This is a genomic window from Massilia sp. UMI-21 (assembly GCA_015277795.1).
GTDB lineage: Bacteria > Pseudomonadota > Gammaproteobacteria > Burkholderiales > Burkholderiaceae_D > Telluria.
Genome location: CP063848.1, coordinates 2,780,272 through 2,804,647, shown reverse-complemented (window position 1 = coordinate 2,804,647; position 24,376 = coordinate 2,780,272). Strand labels below are relative to the sequence as shown.

Annotated in this window: 17 protein-coding genes; 12 read left to right on the top strand and 5 right to left on the bottom strand. The window is 67.1% G+C overall.

Annotation, left to right across the window (positions count from 1 at the left end):
- Positions 1 to 35: 35 nt before the first annotated feature.
- Positions 36 to 2,123, bottom strand: a complete 2,088-nt coding sequence (locus tag IM543_12510; protein QOY92453.1) for an enoyl-CoA hydratase/isomerase family protein — start codon at positions 2,121 to 2,123, stop codon at positions 36 to 38.
- 162 nt (positions 2,124 to 2,285) lie between these two features.
- On the opposite strand from IM543_12510, the gene IM543_12505 reads away from it, so the two are divergent.
- From IM543_12505 to IM543_12490, 4 genes are all read left to right on the top strand, one after another.
- Positions 2,286 to 3,050, top strand: a complete 765-nt coding sequence (locus IM543_12505) for a hypothetical protein (protein ID QOY92452.1) — start codon at positions 2,286 to 2,288, stop codon at positions 3,048 to 3,050.
- 71 nt (positions 3,051 to 3,121) lie between these two features.
- On the top strand, positions 3,122 to 3,748 hold the full coding sequence (locus IM543_12500) for an MEDS domain-containing protein (protein QOY92451.1): 627 nt from the start codon (positions 3,122 to 3,124) through the stop codon (positions 3,746 to 3,748).
- Positions 3,726 to 5,561 (top strand): EAL domain-containing protein, encoded by a 1,836-nt coding sequence (locus tag IM543_12495; protein ID QOY92450.1) that lies wholly within the window; start codon positions 3,726 to 3,728, stop codon positions 5,559 to 5,561. The genes IM543_12500 and IM543_12495 overlap by 23 nt, the downstream gene beginning before the upstream one ends.
- 18 nt (positions 5,562 to 5,579) lie before the next feature.
- The gene (locus IM543_12490; GenBank protein QOY92449.1) at positions 5,580 to 6,575 is read left to right on the top strand and encodes a 2-hydroxyacid dehydrogenase; all 996 of its coding nucleotides are present in this window, start codon (positions 5,580 to 5,582) and stop codon (positions 6,573 to 6,575) included.
- Positions 6,576 to 6,584: 9 nt separating this feature from the next.
- Here IM543_12490 and IM543_12485 read toward each other — a convergent pair whose 3' ends face one another.
- Entirely contained in the window at positions 6,585 to 8,213 is a 1,629-nt protein-coding gene (locus IM543_12485; protein ID QOY96657.1) for a fatty-acid--CoA ligase, read from the bottom strand.
- A gap of 196 nt (positions 8,214 to 8,409) precedes the next feature.
- Between IM543_12485 and IM543_12480 the strand changes: the two genes are divergently transcribed.
- The 6 genes from IM543_12480 to IM543_12455 all read left to right on the top strand — a co-directional run bounded on the left by IM543_12480 (position 8,410) and on the right by IM543_12455 (position 13,144).
- Positions 8,410 to 9,939, top strand: coding sequence for a YdiU family protein (locus IM543_12480; GenBank protein ID QOY92448.1), 1,530 nt, complete (start codon positions 8,410 to 8,412; stop codon positions 9,937 to 9,939).
- A 99-nt stretch (positions 9,940 to 10,038) separates the two neighbouring features.
- On the top strand, positions 10,039 to 10,434 hold the full coding sequence (gene msrB, locus IM543_12475; GenBank protein ID QOY92447.1) for a peptide-methionine (R)-S-oxide reductase MsrB: 396 nt from the start codon (positions 10,039 to 10,041) through the stop codon (positions 10,432 to 10,434).
- A gap of 20 nt (positions 10,435 to 10,454) precedes the next feature.
- Positions 10,455 to 11,096: a septation protein A gene (locus tag IM543_12470; GenBank protein ID QOY96656.1), complete on the top strand. Its 642-nt coding sequence runs from the start codon at positions 10,455 to 10,457 to the stop codon at positions 11,094 to 11,096.
- Complete coding sequence (locus IM543_12465; protein ID QOY92446.1) at positions 11,086 to 11,364, top strand: BolA family transcriptional regulator; 279 nt, start codon at positions 11,086 to 11,088, stop codon at positions 11,362 to 11,364. Before IM543_12470 ends, IM543_12465 begins: the two co-directional genes overlap by 11 nt.
- Positions 11,365 to 11,492: 128 nt before the next feature.
- The gene (locus tag IM543_12460; protein QOY92445.1) at positions 11,493 to 12,272 is read left to right on the top strand and encodes a peptidyl-prolyl cis-trans isomerase; all 780 of its coding nucleotides are present in this window, start codon (positions 11,493 to 11,495) and stop codon (positions 12,270 to 12,272) included.
- An 80-nt stretch (positions 12,273 to 12,352) separates the two neighbouring features.
- Positions 12,353 to 13,144, top strand: a complete 792-nt coding sequence (locus IM543_12455) for a peptidyl-prolyl cis-trans isomerase (protein QOY92444.1) — start codon at positions 12,353 to 12,355, stop codon at positions 13,142 to 13,144.
- 67 nt (positions 13,145 to 13,211) lie between these two features.
- Here the strand turns inward: IM543_12455 and IM543_12450 are convergent, their stop codons facing one another.
- The gene (locus tag IM543_12450) at positions 13,212 to 13,781 is read right to left on the bottom strand and encodes a hypothetical protein (GenBank protein QOY92443.1); all 570 of its coding nucleotides are present in this window, start codon (positions 13,779 to 13,781) and stop codon (positions 13,212 to 13,214) included.
- A gap of 239 nt (positions 13,782 to 14,020) precedes the next feature.
- Between IM543_12450 and IM543_12445 the strand changes: the two genes are divergently transcribed.
- Positions 14,021 to 14,485, top strand: a complete 465-nt coding sequence (locus IM543_12445; protein QOY92442.1) for a hypothetical protein — start codon at positions 14,021 to 14,023, stop codon at positions 14,483 to 14,485.
- A 135-nt stretch (positions 14,486 to 14,620) separates the two neighbouring features.
- Here IM543_12445 and purL read toward each other — a convergent pair whose 3' ends face one another.
- Positions 14,621 to 18,682, bottom strand: coding sequence for a phosphoribosylformylglycinamidine synthase (gene purL / locus IM543_12440; GenBank protein QOY92441.1), 4,062 nt, complete (start codon positions 18,680 to 18,682; stop codon positions 14,621 to 14,623).
- Positions 18,683 to 18,880: 198 nt separating this feature from the next.
- Between purL and IM543_12435 the strand changes: the two genes are divergently transcribed.
- Positions 18,881 to 20,509 carry a response regulator gene (locus IM543_12435; GenBank protein ID QOY92440.1) on the top strand — a complete coding sequence of 543 codons (1,629 nt, stop codon included), beginning with the start codon at positions 18,881 to 18,883 and terminating at the stop codon, positions 20,507 to 20,509.
- Positions 20,510 to 20,695: 186 nt separating this feature from the next.
- Here the strand turns inward: IM543_12435 and IM543_12430 are convergent, their stop codons facing one another.
- A complete protein-coding gene (locus IM543_12430) occupies positions 20,696 to 24,307 on the bottom strand; it encodes a hydantoinase B/oxoprolinase family protein (protein ID QOY92439.1) in 3,612 nt (1,203 codons plus the stop codon).
- Positions 24,308 to 24,376 lie beyond the last annotated feature (69 nt).

Genomic DNA, 24,376 nt, shown 5'->3' with positions numbered 1-24,376 from the left:
GCCGGCCAGGTCGGGCTGGCTGCTCGACGGGGCGATCAGCCGTTGAATCCTTTGCCCTCGGCCGCCAGGCGCTCGAGCAGCGGCGCCGGGGTCCAGGCTTCGCCATGGCGGCCGCGGGCATACCCGCGGATGGTTTCCAGCACCTTCGGCAGGCCGACCGAGTCGGCGTAGAACATCGGGCCGCCGCGGTGCAGCGGGAAGCCGTAGCCGCTCAGGTAGACCATGTCGATGTCGGACGCGCGCAGGGCGACGCCCTCTTCCAGGATCTTCGCGCCCTCGTTGACCAGCGCGTACACCAGGCGATCGACGATCTCGGCGTCGTCGATCGTGCGGCGCGCCAGGCCGATGTCCTGCGAGTGCCGAATGATCATGTCCGCCACCTGCTGCGAAGGATGGGCCTTGCGCTCGCCCGCCTGGTAGTCGTACCAGCCGGCGCCGGTCTTCTGGCCGAAGCGGCCCTGCTCGCACAGCAGGTCGGCGGTCTTCGAATAGGCGATGTGCGGCGACTCGACCGCGCGGCGCTTGCGGATGTACCAGCCGATGTCGTTGCCGGCCAGGTCGCTCATGCGGAAGGGCCCCATCGCGAAGCCGAAGCGCTCGATGGCGCCGTCCACCTGTTCCGGCAGCGCGCCTTCCTCGAGCAGGAAGAAGGCCTGCCGCAGGTACTGCTCCAGCATGCGGTTGCCGATGAAGCCGTCGCACACGCCCGAGACCACGCCCAGCTTCTTGATCTTCTTCGACAGCGCCAGCGCGGTGGCCAACACGTCCTTGCCCGTGGCCTTGCCGCGCACGATCTCCAGCAGCTTCATGACATTGGCCGGGCTGAAGAAATGCAGCCCGATCACGTCCTGAGGCCGGCCGGTGAAGGCGGCGATGCGGTCCAGGTCGAGGGTCGAGGTGTTCGAGGCCAGGATCGCGCCCGGTTTCATGACCTCGTCGAGCTGGCGGAACACCGACTCCTTGACGCCCATGTCCTCGAACACCGCTTCGATCACGATGTCGGCCTGGGCGATATCGGCATAGGCCAGCGTGCCCGAGATCAGGCCCATGCGCTGTTCGCACTTCTCCGGGGTCAGCTTGCCCTTCCTGACCGTGTTCTCGTAATTCTTGCGGATCGTGCCCAAGCCCTTGTCCAGCGCTTCCTGCTGCGTTTCCAGGATCGTGACCGGAATGCCGGCGTTGGCGAAATTCATGGCGATGCCGCCGCCCATGGTGCCGGCGCCGACCACGGCCGCGCGTTCGATCTTGCGCACCGGGGTATCCGACGGCACGTCGGGCACCTTGCTCGCGGCGCGCTCGGCCATGAAGGCGTGACGCAAGGCCTTCGATTCCGGCGTCTGCATCAGCTTGAGAAAACTGTCGCGCTCGAACTTGAGGCCTTCCTCGAAGGGCATGCCGACCGAGGCGGCCACCGTCTCGACGCAGGCCAGCGGCGCCGGGAACGGACCGGCCATCGCCTTCACCGATGCGCGCGCGGATTCAATGAAAGCGTCCGGGTTCGGGTAGTCGACCTGGCGCTCGCGCACTTTCGGCAGAGGTCGCAGGTCGGCGACCTTGTTCGCGAATGCGACGGCGGCTGTCAGCAGCTCGGTGCCGGCCGGGAACACGCTATCGAACAGCGCGGTGCCGGCCAGCTTCTCGGACGGCACCGGGGTGCCCGAGACCACCATGTTCAGGGCCATCTCGAGGCCGACCACGCGCGGCATGCGCTGGGTGCCGCCGGCGCCCGGCAGCAGGCCGAGCTTGACTTCCGGCAGCGCGATCTGGGCGCCCGGCAGGGCGACGCGGTAATGGCAGCCCAGCGCCAGCTCGAGGCCGCCACCCATGCAGACCGCGTGGATCGCGGCCACGATCGGCTTGCTGCAGTCTTCCACCACGCGGATCAGGCTGTGCAGGGTCGGCTCGGTAAGGGCCTTGGGCGAATTGAATTCGCGGATGTCGGCACCGCCCGAGAAGGCCTTGCCGGCGCCGATCAGGACGATGGCCTTGACCGCCTCGTCGCTTTCGGCGCGGCGGACGGCGTCGACGGCGGCGCTGCGCGTCGCCAGCCCGAGGCCGTTGACCGGCGGATTGTTGAGGGTCACTACGGCAACGCTGCCCTGGACGGTGTAGTCGGCGCTCATGTCTCTTGCTTCTCCTTGTTCGTCGTGTGGATGGCCGGGCCGCCGGCCCGACAGATCCTTTTCACTATACCTCAACTAAAAGTACGTTCGTATTATTTTATGGCCCGCGCTTTTGCCGGCGTGTGCCAGAATACCGGGATACCGTCCTCGCTCCCTACGTACATGGAAAAACTGATCAAACAACTGACTCGCCTCTATCTGATGCCGGATGCCGCCTCCTTGGCCGACCTGGCGCAGCATCCGCTCGTGTCCCTGGTGTCGGGCGACGGCATGACGCGCGCGCTGGTCCTCGACTTCCCGAAGCTGCGCAAGGGCGCGCAGGATGCGCACTGGACCAATCTGTGCGCGGTGGCCAACACGCTCCAGGAAAGCTTCGGCTTTCCCGCGCCCGCCGTGAGCATTACCGGCGACAGCGGTTACCGGCTGTGGCTATCCCTGGCCGAACCGGTGCCGGAAGGCGACGTCCGCCGTTTCGTCTCGATGCTGCGCGAGGCGCAGTTCCCCGAACTCGAGCTGCAGCCCTGCGGACAGGTCCCGCTGCCGCCCAGCCTGAATCCGGCGTCCGGCAAGTGGGCCGCCTTCATCCACCCGGGCATGGGCGCCTCGTTCGCCGAGGAGGCCGGCCTGGAGATGGCGCCGCCCAAGGCCGCCCAACTGGCCTTCCTGGAAAGCCTGGCCAGCATCGACAAGCAGCAGTTCATGGACGCGCTGGTGTCGCTCAAGCAGGAGGCCCTGCCCACGCTGCCCTCGCCGCCGGCCGAGCAGCCAGCGCCCGCCGACAGCGCCCCCGACCGCCCCGCCAGCCCGCCCGGGGCGGCGACCGACGGCTTGCTGCTGAAGGACGCGACGCTGGAAGACATCGTGCGCCACCTGCACGCGCACGGCATCGAACCGACCTTCCGCCACGTCCTGCCGGCCTCGGTCTAGGGTTCCGGCAACAGGGCACCCCTTGCACGCCTGGCGATGTATGCTTTGCGAACAGGACACTGGAGCTGCCCATGAGCGACGAACGACGCCACATCTGCCTGGGGTTCACGGATGAGCGCTACCCCGAGGGGACGCATATCTGTTACCTCTACAACGACGACGAGGAGCGGCGCCGCATCCTGCCGCTGTTCGCGCGTCACGCGCTGCTCGAAGACGAACGGCTCGAGTACCTGGCCGACGTGTCAGGCGCGGAAGACTTCCCGCGCATACTGGCCGAGCTCGGACTGGTGCATGGCCGCCGCGACCTGGCCGACCAGGTCGCGCTCACCACGACCCGCGAGGGCTATTATCCGGAGGGCGAATTCAGGCCGCACACGACCCTTGCCCTGATCCGCGAAAGCTACCGGAAAGCCATTTCTGCCGGCCTGAGCGGTGCGCGCATCACGGGAGAGATGGAATGGGTGCTGCGCGGCATTCCTGGTGCCGAGCGGATCATCGAGTTCGAAGCCCGCATCAACGACCTGGTGGAAGAAACGCCGATCACCGTCATGTGCCAGTACGACCTGCGCCAGTTCGACGGCGCCACCATGTTCGACATCATGAGCGTCCATCCGGTGATGGTGGTGGGCGGACACATCCTGCACAATCCTTTCTACCGGCATCCGCCAGCGCCACATGGCCACCCGCCCGGCCCCTGACGCCAGCGGCCCGAGCGCGGTCGTGCTGGGGCGCCTGCTGGTCATCCAGCAGGCCATCGACGCCCTGCCCGACGACAGGCGCCTGGCCGATTTCGTCCGGCGCGCGCTGGCCGGCGTGCCCGGCATCGCCGATGCCCACGTCCACCTGGAGGGAAGCACGACGCCGCCCACGGCGGCGATCACGGCGCTGCTCGCACGCTGCAAGGGTGGCGCCACGAAGTCGCCGGCGCGCCCCCTCTCGCAACACGTCGGAGCCGACGGGCTTTGCTTCCCGATCCAGGCATCCGCCCAGCATTTCGGCTGCCTGGTGGTGCAGGTGAACGACGAGTACGCCCTGCGTCCCTACCGCGACTTCCTGGCGAATATCTCGGGCGCGATCAGCCGCGTGGTGGCCTCGCGCCACTACCAGGCGCGCCTGGTACAGCTCAACGACGAGTTGCGCCAGGCCCGCGACAGCCTGGAACAGCGGGTCGCCGAACGCACCCGCGAGCTCGAATACCGCGCGACCCACGACCTCCTGACCGGCCTGGCCAACCGACCACTGCTGATCGACCGCCTGCAGGCAGCGATCTCCCATGCGCGGCGCGACGGTCGCCTGGTGGTGGTGGCCTACCTCGACCTCGACAGCTTCAGCTTCATGAACACCGGCCTCGGCAACGCCTGCGGCGACGCCTTCCTGAGCGAAACGGCGCGCCGGCTGTGCCGGGCAGCGCCCGATTGCGACGCCGTGGCCCGCATCGGCTCGGACGAATTCGTCATCCTGCTCCCCGACCTGGACTGTGTCGAGCGCAGCGGCTCGCTGCTCCAGGCGCTGATGGCGGCGGTGCGCGAACCGGTTCGGCTGGCCGGCAAGGATGTCGTGCTCAGCTGCAGTATCGGCGCCAGCGTGTATCCGCACGACGGCGAAGCGCCCGAAACGCTCCTGCAGCGCGCCAACTCGGCCATGCACCGCGCCAAACGTTCGGGCAAGGACGGCGTCCAGTTCTACGCCCCCACCCGCGATGCCGCCGTGGCCGAGCGCATGGAGCTGGAAGCCGCGCTGCGGCGGGCCATCCCCGAAGGCCAGCTGGTGGTCCACTACCAGCCCAAGCTGGACCTCGCCTCCGGCGCCTGGCGCGGCGCCGAAGCCCTGCTGCGCTGGGAACATCCCGAGCGCGGCCTGCTTGCTCCCGGCGCCTTCATCCCGCTGGCCGAGGAATCGGCGCTGATCGTCTCCCTCGGCGAGCATGTGCTGGCCGAGGCCTGCCGCCAGGCCATGCGCTGGCACGCGGCGGGCCTGCCGGGCAAGTCGGTGGCGGTCAATGTCGCGGCCCGCCAGTTGCGCGACAGGGGCATCGTCGATGCGGTGAGCGCCGTGCTGCGCGAGACCGGCCTCGATCCAGGCTGTCTCGAACTCGAGATCACCGAAAGTTCGATCATGCACGACCTCGATCACGCTTCGCAGCTGATGAGCGAGCTCAAGGCGCTGGGCGTGACGATCTCGATCGACGACTTCGGTACCGGCTATTCGAGCCTGAGCGCGCTGCGCAACTTCCCGGTCGACAAGCTCAAGATCGACCGCTCATTCGTGCACGAGATCGACACCAGCCAGAGCGCCGCCGCGGTCGCGCTGGCGGTGATCTCCTTCGCCCGCACGCTCGGGATGCGCGTCAACGCGGAAGGCGTGGAAAGCGCGGGCCAGCTGCGCTTCCTGAAGCAGCACGGCTGCGACGAAGTCCAGGGCTACCTGCTGTCCCACCCGCTCCCCGCCGCGGCGCTGGAAGCCCTGTACCGCGCGGGAGATCCGCCCGGCCGGGAGCCCGACGGGGCTTGAATCAAGGAGGAACGCAACATGAAGACCGCCGTGTTCAGCGCACGCCGCTACGACAAGACCATGCTGGCCCGCGCCAACGACGGCGCCGGCCACGAACTGCACTTCTTCGAGGACCGCCTGACGGCGTCGACGGCCAGCCTGGCGCAGGGATGCGAAGCCGTCTGCGTGTTCGTCAACGACGGCGTCGACGCCGAGGTGCTGGCGACGCTGGCGCGCCAGGGAACCCGGCTGGTGGCCACCCGCTCCACCGGCTACAACCAGATCGACGTGGTGGCGGCGGCCCGGCATGGCATCGCCGTGGTGCGCGTCACCGACTATTCGCCCCATTCGGTGGCCGAGTTCGCGGTGGGCCTGCTGCTGGCCGTGAACCGCAAGATCGCGCGCGCCAGCGCCCGCACCCGCGACGGCAATTTTGACCTGGAAGGCCTGATGGGCTTCGACCTGCACGGCAAGACCGTCGGCGTGGTCGGCACCGGCAAGATCGGCGCGATTTTCGCGCGCATCATGGCCGGCTTCGGCTGCACCATCCTCGGCCACGACCCGCACCCGGACCCGGCCTTCGCCGAGTGCGGCGGCAGCTATGTCGAGGTGGACGAGCTACTCGCGCGCAGCGACGTGGTCTCTCTGCACTGCCCGCTATTGGAATCGACCCGCTACATCATCAACGCGCACAACCTGGCACGGGTCAAGCGCGGCGGCATCCTGGTCAACACCAGCCGGGGCGGCCTGGTCGATACCGACGCCGCCATCGATGCGCTCAAGAGCGGACAGCTCGGCGGCCTGGCGATCGACGTCTATGAACAGGAGGCGAACCTGTTCTTCCAGGACCTGTCCTCGACCATCATCTGCGACGACACCATCCAGCGCCTGGTGTCCTTCCCGAACGTGATCGTCACCGGTCACCAGGCCTTCTTCACCGTCGAGGCGGTCGGGCAGATCATGCAGACCACGATCGACAGCATCAGCGCCTTCGAACGCGGCGAGCCGCTGGTCAACCGGGTGCCGCAGGCCTGAGCTCACTACTCAGGCGCCCGGCAAGCGGTGCGCCCCGTAGGTGTCGCGCAGCTTGTTCTTCTGGATCTTGCCGGTGCCGCCCACCGGCAGCGCCTCGGCGAACACCACGTCGTCCGGGATCCACCACTTCGCCACCTTCCCTTCGAAGAAAGCCAGCAGTTCCTCGCGCGCCAGCGCGGCGCCGGGACGCCGGACCACCACCAGCAGCGGCCGCTCCCCCCACTTCGGATGGGTCACGCCGATGCAGGCCGCCTGCAGCACCGCCGGATGCGCCATGGCGATGTTCTCCAGGTCGATCGAGCCGATCCACTCGCCGCCGGACTTGATCACGTCCTTGCTGCGATCGGTGATCTGCAGGTAGCCGTCCGGGTCGATGGTGGCCACGTCGCCGGTCGGGAACCAGCCGTCTTGCAGTACCTCGCCGCCTTCGCCGCGAAAATAGCCGGACACCACCCAGGGCCCCTTCACCAGGAGATGGCCGTAGGTGGCGCCGTCCCAGGGCAGCTCGGCGCCGTCGTCGTCGACGATCTTCAGATCGACGCCATAGATCGCATGGCCCTGCTTGCGCAGGATGGCGCGCTGCTGTTCCCGCGGCAGCGCGAGGTGCTTGGCCCCAAGGGTGCAGGCGGTGCCGAGCGGCGACATTTCGGTCATGCCCCAGGCGTGCACCACCTCGACGCCCAGCGCGTCGATCAGGGTATCCATCATCGCCGGCGGGCAGGCCGAGCCGCCGATGACGGTGCGCCGGAAACTCGAGAAGCGCAGCCCGTTCTGCAGCACGTGGTTCACCAGGCCCAGCCAGACGGTGGGCACGCCGGCCGAGAAGCTGACGCCCTCGGCCTCGAACAGCTCGTACAGCGACTTGCCATCCAGCGCCGGCCCCGGAAACACCATTTTCGCGCCCGACAGCGGCACCGAGTACGGCAGGCCCCAGGCGTTCACGTGGAACATCGGCACCACCGGCAGCACGGTGTCCTTGCTGGACACATTGAGCGCATTCGGCATGGCCGAGGCATAGGCATGCAGGACGGTCGAGCGGTGCGAGTACAGCGCGCCCTTCGGGTTGCCGGTGGTGCCCGAGGTGTAGCACAGGCTTGCCGCCGCGCGCTCGTCGAACTGCGGCCAGGCGTAGTCGTCGGATGCGGACGCGATCAGGTCCTCGTAGCACAGCAGGTTCGGGATAGTGCTGTCCTGCGGCATGGCGGCGCGCTCGCACATCGCCACATAGCCCTTGACCGTCTTGCAGTGCTGCGCCATCGCGTCGATCGCGGGCAGGAAGCTCATGTCGAAGAACAGGTAGCGGCCTTCGGCATGGTTGATGATGTAGGCGATCTGCTCGGGATGCAGGCGCGGGTTGATGGTGTGCAGCACCGCGCCCGAACCCGACACCGCGTAGTACAGCTCCATGTGGCGGTAGCCGTTCCAGGCCAGGGTCGCGACCCGGTCGCCCATGCCCACCCCGAGCCCCTGCAGCGCCTGGGCCATGCGGCGCGCGCGCGCCTCGCAGTCGCGGTAAGTATAACGGTGGATGTCGCCCTCCACCCGGCGCGAGACGATTTCGCCGGCGCCGTAGTGGCGCGCCGCGAATGCGATGATGCCCGAGATCAGCAAGGGCTGGTCCATCATCTGGCCCATCAGGGGGCTGGTCGGATAGCTGTTGACGGCGTCGTTCATTGCAACTCCCATGGTCGGATCGGCAACTTCAGGGACGAGTGTCGACCGAGGCTCGAGCTTTCGTCAACGCAATTCGATGACGCGCCGCAGCAAGCGCCGGCCCGCCGGCGAAAGCACCCGTGCGCCATTCGAATCGGCCCGGTACGGTAGAATCCTGCCAATGCCGCACGCATCGCGCTGCGGTTCAACCAGCGCACGACCACCGACGACCGAAGGAGCTGCCATCACTGCCGACGAACTCCCCTTCAGCAACGCGTTCGCCGAGTTGCCGCCGGCCTTTTATACCCGGCTCATGCCGACGCCCTTGCCGTCGCCCTATTTCATCGCCGCCAGCGCACCCGCGGCGGCGCTGGCCGGGCTCGATCCGCAGGCGCTGGCCCAGGAAGACTTCGTCGCCGTCTTCACCGGCAACAAGGTGGCGGTGCGCTCCCAGCCGCTGTCGGCCGTGTATTCCGGCCACCAGTTCGGCGTCTGGGCCGGCCAGCTCGGCGATGGCCGCGCCATCGTGCTGGGCGATCTGCCCGGCCCCGCCGGCCCGATGGAAGTCCAGCTCAAGGGCGCCGGCCTGACGCCCTACTCGCGCATGGGCGACGGGCGCGCAGTGCTGCGCTCGTCGATTCGCGAATTCCTGTGCTCCGAGGCCATGGCCGCGCTCGGCATCCCGACCACGCGCGCCCTGATGCTGACCGGCTCGCACCAGCGGGTCATGCGCGAGACCGTCGAGACCGCCGCCGTGGTCACCCGCATGGCGCCCTCGTTCGTGCGCTTCGGCTCCTTCGAGCACTGGCACTACCGCAACAAGCCCGACGAACTCAAGGTCCTGGCCGATTACGTCATCGCGCACTGGTACCCGGAATGCGCGGACGCGGCCAATCCCTATCAGGCCCTGCTGCGCGAGGTCACGCGCCGCACCGCCACCATGATCGCGGGGTGGCAGGCGGTCGGCTTCATGCATGGCGTGATGAACACCGACAACATGTCGATCCTGGGACTGACGCTCGACTACGGCCCGTTCGGCTTCATGGAAGCCTTCGACGCCAAGCACATCTGCAACCACACCGATGGGGGCGGGCGCTATTCCTATGCCAACCAGGTGCCGGTCGGGCACTGGAACTGCTACGCCCTCGGCAATGCCCTGCTGCCGCTGATCGGCACGCTTGAGGACACCGAGGAAGCGCTCGACGCCTACCGCCCGGCCTTCGGCGCCAGGCTGGACGAGCTGCTGCACGCCAAGCTCGGCCTGTTCGACGCGCGCGAGGACGACAGCGCCCTGTTCGACGCCACCTTCGGGCTGCTGCAGGCCAACCATGCCGACTTCACGTTGTTCTTCCGGCGCCTGGGCGACTTGCGCCTGGACGGCAGCCTGGAAGACGATGCGCCGCTGCGCGAGCTGTTCATCGACCGCGAAGCGTTTGATGCCTGGGCCGGCCGCTACCGCGCCCGCCTGCGCCAGGAAAACAGCCGGGACGAGGTGCGGCGCAGCGCCATGCACCGCGCCAATCCCAAATACGTGCTGCGCAACTACCTGGCGCAGAACGCGATCGAACAGGCCCAGAACGGCGACTTCGACGGCGTGCACAAGCTGCTGGCCGTCCTCGAGCACCCCTTCGACGAGCAGCCCGAGAACGAGGCCTACGCGGCGCTGCCGCCCGACTGGGCAGCCCACCTCGAGGTGAGCTGCTCTTCCTGACACCAGGCAAAACAAGCACCAACCGAGCACCAACCGAGCACCAACGCAGTACCAACGCAGCAACAACCCAGTAACAACCCAGCGACAAGCGAGACCGACATGAACGACAAAGTAAGCAGGACCGACGCCGAATGGCGTGCCCAGCTCGACCCGATGGAATACCAGGTGACGCGCCACGCCGCCACCGAGCGCGCCTTCACCGGCAAGTACTGGGACCACCACGAGCACGGCATCTACCGCTGCGTCTGCTGCGACACCGCGCTGTTCGAATCCGACGCCAAGTTCGACTCCGGCTGCGGCTGGCCGAGTTACTTCCGCGCGCTCGACCCCGCCAATGTGATCGAAAAGCAGGACCGGACCCACGGCATGCTGCGCACCGAGATCATCTGCGCCGTGTGCGACGCCCACCTCGGCCACGTATTCCCGGACGGCCCGCCCCCGACCGGCCTGCGCTACTGCATCAACTCGGCCGCCCTGCGCTTCGAGCCCGCTTGAGACGCTGAAGGAAAGACATGATCAAGTTTTTATTCGACATGCTGCCGGTCATCCTGTTCTTCGGCATCTACAAGTATGGCGAAAGCAACCAGGACTGGGCCCACGGCCTGGTCACCGACTACCTGGGTTTCCTGATCTCGGGCGGGGCCGTGCCGGCCGCGCAGTCGCCGATCCTGCTGGCGACCGCGGTGACGATCCTGGCCACGGTGCTGCAGATCCTCTACCTGCTGGCGCGCCGCAAGAAAGTGGACGGCATGTTGTGGCTGTCGCTGGGCGTGGTGGTGGTGGCCGGCGGCGCCACCATCTACTTCCACGACGACACCTTCATCAAGTGGAAGCCGACCATCCTGTACTGGGCCTTCGGCGCCGCTTTGCTGCTGGCGCATCTGCTGTACCGCAAGAACCTGATGCGCTCGGCGCTCGGGGGCGCCATGAACCTGCCGCAGGCGATCTGGAACCGCGTCCTGTATGCGTGGATCGCCTTCTTCGTCGGGCTCGGCCTGCTGAACCTGTTGATGGCCTTCGTGGTGTTCCGCAGCGATACCGGCGCCTGGGTCAGCTTCAAGCTGTTCGGGATCACCGGCATCCTGTTCGCCTTCATCATCATCCAATCGCTGTTCCTATCCAAACATATTCAGGAGGATCCACAAAATGGAAGCTAACCGTACCGAACGCCTGCGCGAGCGCCTGCAGGCCGAACTGGCCCCGAGCTTGCTGGAGATCAGCGACGACTCGCACCTGCACGCCGGCCACGCCGGCGCGGCTTCCGGCGGCAGCCACTACAGCGTGAAAATCGTATCAAGCAAGTTCCAGGGCCTCACGCTGGTCATGCGTCATCGTCTTGTGTATGATGCCGTTCACGAAATGATCAACAAGGCGGAAATCCATGCGCTGGCCATCACGGCACTCGCACCGTCGGAACCGGCTTGAACCCATCATTTCAGCCTACTTTAAGAATAGTGGCAGACAATCAGTAACGCGAAATACCGGAACTTGAAGTACAAGAACACATCAAATAATCTCGTCCAAGCACATCTCTTCCCACAGGAATTCCAGAAATGACTTTTAAGCCAGCACGCCTGCTGTTAGCGCTGATCGCCGTCGCCGCGGCCCCTGCCTTCGCACAGAACCTCGCCGTCGTGAACGGCAAAGCCATCCCGACGTCGCGTGTCGAGGAAGCCGTCAAGCAGCTGGTCGCTGCCGGCCAGGGCCAGGATTCGCCGCAGCTGCGCCTGGCGATCAAGGAAGAGATGATCGCCCGCGAAGTCCTGATGCAGGAAGCGATCAAGCAAGGCTACGACAAGAAGCCCGACGTCAAGCAGGCGCTCGACAATGCCCGCCAGGCGATCGTCGTCAACCAGCTGGCCCGCGACTACATCAAGAAGAACCCGGTGACCGACGCCGAAATCAAGGCCGAGTACGACCGCTTCAAGGCCCAGACCGGCGACAAGGAATACCACGTGCGCCACATCCTGCTGGAAACCGAAGCCGAGGCCAATGCCGTGATCGCCAAGCTCAAGGGCGGCGCCAAGTTCGAAGAGCTGGCCAAGGAGTCGAAGGATACCGGCACCGCCAACAATGGCGGCGACCTGGACTGGGCTGCCCCGTCCTCGTTCCCGCCTGAGTTCGCCGCCGGCTTCACCGGCCTGCAGAAAGGCGCCGTCACCGACAAGCCGGTCAAGACCGCCAACGGCTACCACGTCATCAAGCTGGACGACACCCGCGCGGCCAAGCTGCCCTCGCTGGAAGAAGTGAAGCCGCAGATCCAGGACGCGCTGGCCCAGAAGAAGCTTGCGGACTACCGTGACCAAATGGTCAAAAAGGCAAAGGTGCAGTAAGATGTGCTACCGCCGGTGCTCGACAGCACCGGTTCTTGCCGCACGCGGCGAACTTTTCGTGTTTAGATAGGACCTCAACAATGATTTTGAAGCAAGCCCGCCTGTCCTTGGCTATCAGCTTAGCCGCGACCGCGATGATCGCCGCGCCTGCATTCGCGCAGAACGCCGCCACCGTCAACGGCAAGCCTATCCCGGCGGCAAAAGTCGACCAGCTGGTCAAGCAAGTCGTCGCACAAGGCCGTGCCACCGATTCGCAGCAACTGCGCGAAGCCATCAAGAAAGACCTGATCGGCCGCGAAGTCCTGATCCAGGAAGCCGACAAGCAAGGCATCGGCGCCCGCGCCGACGTCAAGGCGGCAATCGACAATGCACGCCAGAGCATCATCATCAATGCGATGCTGGCCGACTACGTCAAGAAGCACCCGATCACCGACGCCCAGATCAAGGCCGAGTACGACAAGTACAAGGCACAGGTCGGCGACAAGGAATACCACGCACGCCACATCCTGGTGCCGACCGAAGAGGAAGCCAAGGCCATCATCGCCAAGCTCAAGGGCGGCGCCAAGTTCGAAGAACTGGCCAAGGCCCAGTCGAAAGACGGCTCGGCGGCCAACGGCGGCGACTTGGACTGGGCAAGCCCGGCCAACTACGTGCCCGAGTTCTCGAAAGCCATGGTTGCCCTGCAAAAAGGCGCCATCACCGACACCCCGGTCAAGAGCCAGTTCGGTTACCACGTGATCAAGCTCGAAGACGTGCGCCCGGCCAAGATCCCGGCCCTGAACGACGTCAAGCAGCAGGTCGCGGAACAGCTGCAGCAGCGCCAGCTGGCGCAGTACCGCGAAAGCCTGGTCAAGAAGGCCAAGATCCAGTAAGCACCGCTTGCCGGATACCGGAAGCGCTCCCGAGGGAGCGCTTTTTTATTGTGCGCCGGTTCTGCGCTCAGTCTTCGCCGCAGTGCTGCGGCGCGCCCGGATAGTCGCCGTTGTTGTACTCGTCGAGCACGCTTGCCCAGGCGCGCTGCAGCTGGCAGGCGCCCTTGATGCACACGCCGGGCTGCGCTGTGTTGAACCAGATATTGGCAGCCACCACCACCGAGCGCAGGCTGTTCGGGGCCGAGGCGCCGCTCGCGAGATTCAGCACGGCGGCGATATACTGGTGCGCGAGAATGTAGTAGGCATCGCCCCGGGGCGGGCTATCGAACACCTGTTGCCAGCTCAGGCCGCTGGCGTAGAACACTGCATTCCGGTCATATTTTGGCCACAGCACATCCGGCTTGTTCCCCCAATAGCCTTGCGTGCGCACGCAGCCTTTCGGCGCACAAGTACAATCTGCCAACAGGGCGTCCGGCGTCCCGTCCTCGGTCGCGACCAGGCTGCCGCAGGCGCTTGCGTCGGCCTGGGGCAGGCCCGCTTCCTGGGCCGACGCAGGGGCCGCGCCGAAGCCGAGCAGGAGTCCTGCGGCAAGGATGAATCGACGTGCGCGCTGCGTCGAGCCGGTACGCAAGTTCATGGTATTCCTCCGTGAAAGATGGCGACGGAATGGACCGTCGTGTTCCCATGATGCGCGCGGGGCTGGCATGTGATTTTGCGACAACTCACGACCTTAAGTTCTTGATTTTAGGACATATTTCCAGCTGGGCATGCGTTGCCCGCGTCCTGCTCCTACGCCTCCCCGCTCGCCTGTCCTATTGCGATGCGGGCGCGGACGGCTACCATCGACAAGGTGGTATCCATGCATAGGAGAAGACGATGAACAAGGATAAATCGAAAGGCGCGGGCAGCGCCGGTACGGCGCAAGCGGAGGACGGCCTCTGGCACTACGAAGTACCGCAGCAGGACAGTGCCGCGGGTGCGGTGCAGTCGAACGCAGGCCACTACACGGGTGGCGCCCATGGCGGCGACAGCCAGGAGGGCGACTTCCTGTCTTCGCCGCCAGACGCGAACGCCATGCCGGCCGGAGCCCCGCAGACCAGCCGCGGCAGCGCCGGCATGCCGGGCGCCGATCCGCAGACCGGCCTGGCGCCTGGGGCTGCCGGCGGCAAGGGCGCGGGAGGCGCTGGTGAGATCGCCAGCGGTGACAGCATCGGCGGCGCCGATACCTCCGGCGATGCGGGGGCGCCGGGTGCTGGCGCTGGCGCAGGTGGTGGCGCGGGCGGTGGCCAGCCGGCGCCGGTCGGCAACGGCACCAAAAACGAGCCGATCTGGGGCAGCTGAGGGGATAGCGTAAGGCGGGCGGCTTGCCTGCCCACGCGTGCAAGCGTCGTCCGGGTCGACGCACGCTTGGCGGCTGCGTTACCGCCGCTTGCACGCGTGGGCGGGAGGCCCGCCCACGCTACAGGGTGCGGCTGGTCAGCCGATCCACTTGCGCGCGTTGCGGAACATGCGCATCCATGGCGATTCGTCCGTCCAGTCGCTCGGGGCCCACGAATGCACGGCGGTGCGGAACACGCGTTCGGCGTGCGGCATCATCGCGGTGAAGCGGCCGTCCTCGGTGGTCACCGCGGTCAGGCCGCCCGGCGAACCGTTCGGGTTGAACGGATAGCGTTCGGTGGCCTGGCCGCGGTTGTCGACGTAGCGCAGCGACTGCACCACCGCGCCGATGTCGCCGGTCAGCGAGAAATCGGCAAATCCCTCGCCGTGGGCGATCGCCAGCGGAGCCTGGGTGCCGGCCATGCCGTCGAAGAAGATCGACGGCGAATCCAGCACCTCGACCATGCCGAAGCGCGCCTCGAACTGTTCCGATTTGTTGCGGGTAAACTTCGGCCACGCATGCGCGCCCGGGATGATCGACTTCAGGTTGCTCAGCATCTGGCAGCCGTTGCACACGCCCAGGCCGAAGGTGTCCTGGCGCGCGAAGAAGGCCGCGAACTGATCCAGCAGCTGCGCGTTGAACAGGATGGTCTTGGCCCAGCCCTCGCCCGCGCCCAGCACGTCGCCGTAGGAGAAGCCGCCGACGGCGATCACGCCGTGGAAGTCCGCCAGGCTGGCGCGGCCGGCGATCAGGTCGCTCATGTGCACGTCGACCGCGGCAAAGCCGGCCTGGTGCATGACCCAGGCGGTCTCGATGTGCGAGTTCACGCCCTGCTCGCGCAGGATCGCCACGCGCGGACGCACGCCTGTCGCAATGAAGGGCGCCGCCACGTTGTCGCCCAGGTCGAACGTGAGCTTCGGCGAGATGCCCGGATCGCTCTCGTCCAGCAGGCGCTCGTATTCCTGGTCGGCGCAGTCCGGGTTGTCGCGCAGGCGCGCGATGCGCCAGCTGGTCTCGCTCCACAGGCGGTGCAGTTCGCTGCGCTTTTCGCTGTAGACCAGCTTGGCGTCGCGGGTGAATTCGATCACGCCGCGCTCGTTCGGCTTGCCGATGATGTGGCTGCAGGCGCCCAGGCCCCCTTCGCGCAGCACCGCCATCACGGCCTGCTTGTCGGCTTGACGCACCTGCAGCACCGCGCCCAGCTCTTCGCTGAACAGCGCGCGCAGGCTCATCTCGTTGCGTCGCTCGCCCACCTGCGTGGCCCAGTTCTTGGCGTCGCCCCAGTCGGAAGCGTGCTCGCCTTCCATGGTCAGGATGTCGAGGTTGACCGACACGCCGGCGCGGCCGGCGAAGGCCATCTCGCACAGGGCGGCGTACAGGCCGCCATCCGAACGGTCGTGGTAGGCCAGCAGCTTGCCTTCGCGGTTCAAGCGCTGGATGGCGTCGAAGAAGGCCTTCAGGTCTTGCGCCGAATCGACGTCCGGCACGCTGTCGCCGAGCTGCTGGGTCACCTGCGCCAACACCGAGGCGCCCAGGCGGTTCTTGCCGCGGCCCAGGTCAACCAGCACCAGGGCGGTGTCGCCTTGATCCATGCGCAGTTGCGGGGTCAGGGTGCGCCGCACATCCTGTACCGGGGCGAAGCCGGAGACGATCAGCGACACCGGCGAGGTGACCGATTTTTGCGGTACCGAGGCGTCCGCGCCCTCGTCCTTCCAGGTGGTGCGCATCGACAGCGAATCCTTGCCGACCGGGATCGAGATGCCCAGCGCCGGGCACAGCTCCATGCCGACCGCCTTGACGGTGTCGAACAGCGCGGCGTCCTGGCCCGGCTGGCCGCAGGCCGCCATCCAGTTGGCCGACAGCTTGATGTCGCCGATTTGCGCGATCGCGGCAGCCGCGATGTTGGTGATCGCCTCGCCCACGGCCATGCGGCCCGAGGCGGCGGCGTCGATCACGGCCAGCGGGGTGCGCTCGCCCATCGCCATCGCTTCGCCCAGGAAGCCCTCGTAGGACATGGTGGTGACGGCGCAGTCGGCTACTGGCACCTGCCACGGGCCGACCATCTGGTCGCGCGCGGTCATGCCGCCCACGCTGCGGTCGCCGATGGTGATCAGGAAGGACTTGTCGGCCACGGTCGGATTGAGCAGCACCCGGCGCGCGGCGTCGGCCAGTTCGATGCCGGTCAGGTCGATGGCCGGGAAACTGTACTGCACATGCTCGACCTCGCGCAGCATCTTGGGCGGCTTGCCGAGCAGGACGTCCATCGGCATGTCGACCGGATAGTTGTTCGCCTCCGGATCGACCACGCGCAGCTGGCGCTCCTCGGTCGCGGTGCCGACCACGGCATACGGGCAGCGCTCGCGCTCGCACAGGGATGCAAATTTATCAAGGTCCATTGGCGCAATCGCCAACACATATCGCTCTTGCGACTCATTTGACCAAATTTCCTTCGGCGCCATGCCGGACTCTTCGAGCGGCACCTTGCGCAGGTCGAACAGCGCGCCGCGCTTGGCGTCGTTGACGATTTCCGGGAAGGCATTCGACAGGCCACCCGCGCCCACGTCGTGGATCGAGATGATCGGATTGTCCGCGCCCATCTGCCAGCAGCCGTTGATCACTTCCTGGGCCCGGCGTTCCATTTCCGGGTTGCCGCGCTGGACCGAGTCGAAGTCGAGGTCGGCGGTGTTGGTACCGGTCGCCATCGACGAAGCGGCCGAACCGCCCATGCCGATGCGCATGCCCGGACCGCCCAGCTGGATCAGCAGGCTGCCCACCGGGATCTCGTCCTTGTGGGTGTGCGCGGCCGAGATGCTGCCGATGCCGCCGGCGATCATGATCGGCTTGTGGTAGCCATACACGCTACCCTCGCCGCCGGCCGCGCCGACGTTCTGCTCGTAGGTACGGAAGTAACCGCCCAGCACCGGGCGCCCGAATTCGTTGCTGAAGGCGGCGCCGCCGATCGGGCCGTCGATCATGATCTGCAGCGGCGAGGCGATGCGCTCCGGCTTGCCGTACACGGCATCCGTGCGGCCCGCCTCACCCTTGGTGACATCGCTGGCGTTCTCCCACGGACGCCGGGCGTCCGGCAACAGCAGGTTCGAGACCGTGAAGCCGGTCAGGCCGGCCTTCGGCTTGGCGCCGCGGCCGGTCGCACCCTCGTCGCGGATCTCGCCGCCGGCGCCGGTCGAGGCGCCCGGGAACGGCGAAATCGCGGTCGGGTGGTTGTGGGTCTCGACCTTCATCAGGGTGTGCACCAGTTCCGTCGAGGTGCCGTATTCATGCGCATGTTCACCAGCCTGGCGCGGGAAGAAGCGGGTCACCGTCGCACCCTCGATGATCGAGGAGTTGTCGCTGTAGGCGACCACGGTGCCGCGCGGGTTCAGCTGGTGGGTGTTCTTGATCATGCCGAACAGCGACTTGTCCTGCCTGACGCCGTCGATGATCCAGTCGGCGTTGAAGATCTTGTGGCGGCAGTGTTCGCTGTTGGCCTGCGCGAACATCATCAGTTCGACGTCGGTCGGGTTGCGCTGCGCCTTGGTGAATGCCTCGTGCAGGTAGTCGATCTCGTCGGCCGACATCGCCAGGCCCAGTTCAAGGTTGGCGCGCACCAGGGCCTCGCGGCCCTGCTTGAGCACATCCACCGTTTCCAGCGAACGCCCTTCGAGTTCGTCGAACAGGCGCTGGGCGTCGTCGGCGCTGCGCAGCACCGACTCGGTCATGCGGTCGTGCAGCAGCGCGGCGACCAGCTGCAGCTCCTGCTCGCCCAGCTTCCTGGGGGCGCCGATGCCGGTGCCGAGCAGGCCGCCCTTGAGCACCACGGTGTAACCCACGCCGCGCTCGATGCGGTGCACATGCGCCATGCCGCAGTTGTGCGCGATGTCGGTGGCCTTCGAGGCCCACGGCGAGATCGTGCCCAGGCGCGGCAGGACGAAGAACTGCTCCGCCACGCCTTCGAACACCGTTTCCGGCGCAGGCTCGCCATAGGTGAGCATGGCGGACAGGCGCTCGGTGTCGTCAACGCTCAAGGCTGCGCTGCTGTCGATGAAGTGATAGAAGCGTGCCTGGACTGCAGCAATCGATGGTGCGACGGCTTGGAGTTGCGACAGGAGGCGTTGGCTACGGAAGGCGGAAAGGGCGTTGGAACCCGGCAGAATCAACATGGCTGAGAAGTTGGTTGATGCAGCGTCGCTGCTTGGGTGGAAGATAGCCCGCCATTATACAGTGTTGCAATGCAGCGTTGCATTCCCGGCAGGCTTGATCTTGTAGAACCAACATTTCTTGATCCTGGGGGTAGTTATCGGTATTGTTAGCAGACCATAATCACAAGGTGCGCGGCACCTAGCGGAGACCGAATCGAGATGCAAGACAACGCCAAGCTGACGGTGCTGATCGTCGATCCCAACCAGGGCATGCGCGGCAGCCTGCAGACCATGCTGAACCAGGCCGGGATCACCAGGGTGGAGTCGGCCATCAATGCCGGCGCCGCGGTCAAGCAGCTCGCCAAGCGCAGCTACGACATCATCCTCTGCGAGTACGACCTGGGCGGTCCCGCGGGCGACGGCCAGGACGGCCAGCAGCTGCTGGAAGACCTGCGCCACCATCGCCTGATCACCGCGTCGACCATCTTCATCATGCTCACTTCCGAAGGCGTGTACGACAAGGTGGTCAGCGCCGCCGAGCTGACCCCGACCGACTACGTGCTCAAGCCGTTCACGGTCGAGACGCTGAGCACCCGCATCAAGCGCGCGCTGGAGCGCCGCGGCGCCCTGCTCCCGGTCTGGCAGCTGGCCGCGCAGGGCAAGCCGGTGGATGCGATTCGCGCCTGCGCCGGCGCCGCCCTGGCCAACCCGCGCTATGCGCTCGACTTCCTGCGCCTGCAGGCCGAGCTGCATGTATCGGTGGGAGAACACGCGCGCGCCGGCGCCATCTACCGCGAAGTGCTGGCCGAGCGACCGCTGGGCTGGGCCGGCCTGGGCCTGGCGCGCACCATGGTCGCGCAAGGCCGGCTCGAGGAAGCGCGCGACTGCCTGGCGGCGCTGGTGCAGGGCAATCCGCGCCTGATGGCCGCCTACGACCTGCTGGCGCGCTGCCACGAGCAGCTGGGCGCCGTGGACGCGGCGCAGACGGTGCTGGAAGAAGCCGTGTCGATCTCGCCGCACATGGTACGCCGCCTGCGCAAGCTGGGCGAAGTCGCGCTCGAGAACGGCGACGCCGAGGCTGCCGAAAAGTCCTTCAAGCAGGTCGTGAACAAGGCCCGCTATTCGGAATTCCGCAATCCCGAGGACCACGTCAACCTGGTCAAGGCGATGGTCACGCGCGGCGACGTGCTCGGCGCCGGCGGCGTGATCCGCGACCTCGAGCGTTCGCTGCGCGGCAATCCCGACGTCGATGCCTGCAAGGCCTATTCGAATGCCCTGCTGCAGGAAAAGATGGGCAATATCAGCGCCGCCGTGGCCGAGCTGCACATGGCGGTCAGCGCCACGCGCACCAGCAGCGGCCTGTCGCCGAACCTGCGGATCGGCCTGGCCCAGGCCTGCCTCGAACACCGGATGGACGAACAGGCCTCGACCGTCATGCTGAGCGTGATGGGCGACGCATCAAGCCACGTGAGCGCCGACCAGGCGATGAACGTCTTCGTGCGCGCCGGCCGCCCCGACCTGGCCGACGGCATGGGCCAGCAGCTGCGCGCCCAGGCCCAGATCCTGCTGGGCGTGGCCGACGAGAAACGCAACATGGGCGACGTGCGCGGCGCGGTGCAGACCCTGCTGGAGGCGCTGCATATGGCGCCGGGCAACCAGCAGGTGATGGTGGCCGTGGCCGGCGGCATCCTGCGCCAGATCAACGAGCTCGGATGGGACCATGCGCTGGGCGAAGTGGCCGGCGAACAGATCGAGCGGCTGCGCGCGATCGACCCCGGGCATCCGCGCCTGGGCGCGCTGGACGAGGAATTCGTACAGGCCAGGCGCAAGTACGGTATTTCAACTTGAGCCCGGATTAGGTCGGGCCGACTCCCCTGAAGTCTGGTGGCGCTCCCCGTTCACATCTGTCGCCGCGAATGCGGGCAGCGACGCGGTCCTGCCGACGAACTGTTTCAGTTGCGCAGGCGTGCCCGACGCATGGGCCCGCGTTCCCAGCGCAGCATCCGACCAGCAGCAGTGGCGATAGCGGCACGATCAGCGCGCCCCGTAGCCACCACCACCCGGCGTCTCGATCACGAACACGTCGCCCGGCGCCATCCCCACCTTGCCGATGTGGCCCAGGGTCTCCACGGTCCCATCGGCCCGCAGCACCGTGTTACGCCCACGCTCGCCCGGCCCGCCGCCCGCCATCCCGAACGGCGCGTGAATCCGATTGTTGGACAGGATGGCCGCCGTCATCGGTTCCAGGAAGCGCACTTTGCGCACCCCGCCATTGCCGCCGTGCCAGCGCCCCGCACCGCCCGAGCCGTGGCGGATGGCGTAGCTCTCCAGCCGCACCGGGAAGCGGAACTCCAGGATCTCCGGATCGGTCAGGCGCGAGTTGGTCATGTTGGTCTGGACCACGTCGGTGCCGTCGAAACCTTCGCCCGCACCCGAGCCGCCCGAGATGGTCTCGTAGTACTGGTAGCGCGCATTGCCGAAGGTGAAGTTGTTCATGGTGCCCTGGCTGGCCGCCATCACGCCCAGCGCGCCATACAGCGCATTGGTGATGCAGGTCGAGGTCTCGACGTTGCCCGACACCACCGAGGCCGGATAGTGCGGGTTGAGCATCGAGCCGGGCGGGATGATCACCCTCAAGGGCTTGAGGCAGCCGCCGTTGAGCGGAATCTCGTCATCGACCAGGGTGCGGAACACGTACAGCACCGCCGCCATGCACACGCTGGACGGGGCATTGAAATTGTTTGGCAACTGGCCCGAGGTGCCGGTGAAGTCGACCTCGGCGCTGCGGCTGGCGCGGTCGACCCGGATCGCCACCTCGATCCGCGCGCCGTTGTCGAGTTCGTAGCGGTAGTGGCCGTCCTTCAGCGCCGAGATCACGCGGCGCACCGCTTCCTCGGCGTTGTCCTGCACGTGGCCCATGTAGGCGCGCACCACGTCCAGGCCGAAGTGCGCGACCATCTTGTGCAGTTCCTCGACGCCCTTCTGGTTGGCCGCCACCTGGGCGCGCAGGTCGGCCATGTTCTGGTCCGGGTTGCGCGCCGGGTAGCGCGCCCCGGTCAACAGGGCGCGCGCCTCGGGTTCGCGCAGGACACCATCCAGGCCATCGACCAGCTTGAAATTGTCGATCAGGACGCCCTCCTGCTCGATGTGCTGCGAATCCGGCGGCATCGAACCCGGCGTGGTGCCGCCGATGTCGGCGTGGTGGCCGCGCGAGCCGACATAGAACAGGATCTCCTCTCCCGCTTCGTCGAACACCGGCGAGATCACGGTCACGTCGGGCAAGTGGGTGCCGCCGTTGTAGGGGTCGTTGAGCGCGTAGACGTCGCCCGCTTTCATGTGCCCCGCGTTCTTGCGCATCACGGTCTTGATGCTCTCGCCCATCGAGCCCAGGTGCACCGGCATGTGCGGCGCGTTGGCCACCAGGTTGCCGTCGGCGTCGAAAATCGCGCAGCTGAAGTCGAGACGCTCCTTGATGTTCACCGAATAGGCCGTGTTCTGCAGGCGCAGGCCCATCTGCTCGGCGATCGACATGAACAGCTTGTTGAAGATCTCGAGCATGACCGGGTCGGCCGTGGTGCCGATCGCGCGCCGCTCGGGCAAGGCCTCGACCCGCCTGAGCACCAGGTGATTGTGCGGCGTGACCTCGGCCTGCCAGCCCGGTTCGACCACCGTGGTGGCATTCGCTTCGGCGATGATGGCCGGCCCGCGTACCTGGTCGCCCGGCTTGACGGCCTCGCGCAGGAACACGCCGGTGTCAACCCAGGCGCCGCCGCTGAACATGCGCACCGTTTCATCCGGCGCCGGCTGCGCGCCGCCCGAGCCGGCCAGTGCCGCCGACTCCTGCGGTACGTCCGAGCGGCCGATGGCTTCCACCGACACCGCCTCCACCACCAGCGCGCGCGCGGGCATCAGGAAGGAATAGCGGCGCTTGTATGCCTGTTCGAACGCGGCCTGCATGACCTCCACCGCGTTGAACGGCACCACGATGGCCGAATCGGTACCCTCGTAGCGCAGGTGCACGCGTTGCACCAGTTCGATGCGGCCAGGGTCGACGCCCTGCTCCAGCAACTGGCCGCGCGCCTGGGCGCCGAGCGTGTCCAGGCGCACGGCCAGCGCCTCGCTGCCGGCCTCCTGCAGGCGCAGCTCGACCGCCTGCTCGCGCATCGCGGTCTGGTCGGCCAGGCCCATGCCGTAGGCCGACAAGACGCCGGCCAGCGCGTGGATGAACACCGTCTTCATGCCGAGTGCGTCGGCCACCAGGCAGGCGTGCTGGCCGCCGGCGCCGCCGAAGCTGGTGAGCGCGTAGTCGGTCACGTCGTGGCCGCGCTGCACCGAGATCTGCTTGATCGCATTGGCCATGTTGCCGACCGCGATCTCGATGAAGCCCTCGGCCACTTCCTCGGGCGCGGGCGTGCTGGCGGTGGCCGCGCCGATCTGTTCGGCCATCGCGGCGAAGCCGGCGCGCACCGCCTCCAGGTCGAGTGGCTGGTCGCCGCCTGCGCCGAACAGGCGCGGAAAATGCCGGGGCTGGATCTTGCCCAGCATGAGGTTGCAGTCGGTGACCGCCAGCGGACCGCCGCGGCGGTAGCTGGCCGGGCCAGGGTTGGCGCCGGCGCTGTCCGGCCCGACGCGGTAGCGGGCGCCGTCGAAGTGCAGGATCGAGCCGCCGCCCGCCGCCACCGTATGGATGCTCATCATCGGCGCGCGCATGCGCACGCCGGCCACCTGGGTTTCGAACACCCGCTCATAATCCGAGTCATGCTCGCCCGCGAAATGCGACACGTCGGTCGAGGTGCCGCCCATGTCGAAGCCGATCACGCGCTCGAAGCCGGCCAGGCGGCTGGCGCGCACCATGCCGACGATGCCGCCGGCCGGCCCGGACAGGATGCTGTCCTTGCCCTGGAAGGCGCGCGCATCGGTCAGCCCGCCGCTGGACTGCATGAACTGCAGGTTCACGCCCGGCAGCTCGCCGGCGACCTGGTCGACGTAGCGGCGCAAGATCGGCGACAGGTAGGCGTCGACCACGGTGGTGTCGCCGCGCGCCACCAGCTTCATGAGCGGGCTGACCTCGTGCGAGCTGGACACCTGGGTGAAGCCGATCTCGCGTGCGATGCGGGCGACCGCGGCCTCGTGCGCCGTGTAGCGGTAGCCGTGCATGAAGACGATGGCGATCGAACGCAGGCCGCCCGTGTAGGCCTGCTGAAGCTGCGCGCGGGCGGCGGCTTCGTCGAGCGGCTGCACGATGTCGCCGTGCGCGCCGATGCGCTCGTCGATCTCGACCACTTCCGCGTACAGCAGTTCCGGCAGCACGATGTGGCGGTCGAACAGGCGCGGACGGTTCTGGTAGGCGATGCGCAGCGCGTCGCGGAAACCCCGGGTGATCGCCAGCAGGGTCGCCTCGCCCTTGCGTTCGAGCAGCGCATTGGTGGCGACCGTGGTACCCATCTTGACCGCCTCTACCCGTCCCGCAGGAACCGGCGCGCCGCTCGCCACGCCGAGCAGGTGGCGGATGCCGGCCACGGCCGCGTCACGGTACTGCTCGGGGTTCTCGGAGAGCAGCTTGTGGGTGACCAGTTGCCCGTCGGGCCTGCGCGCCACGATGTCGGTGAAGGTGCCGCCTCGATCGATCCAGAACTGCCAGTCCATGCATGACTCCCTGCCGCGTGACTCGAAACGCCTATTGTAGTCCGGGCGCGCACCGGCTTTCGCAAAAAT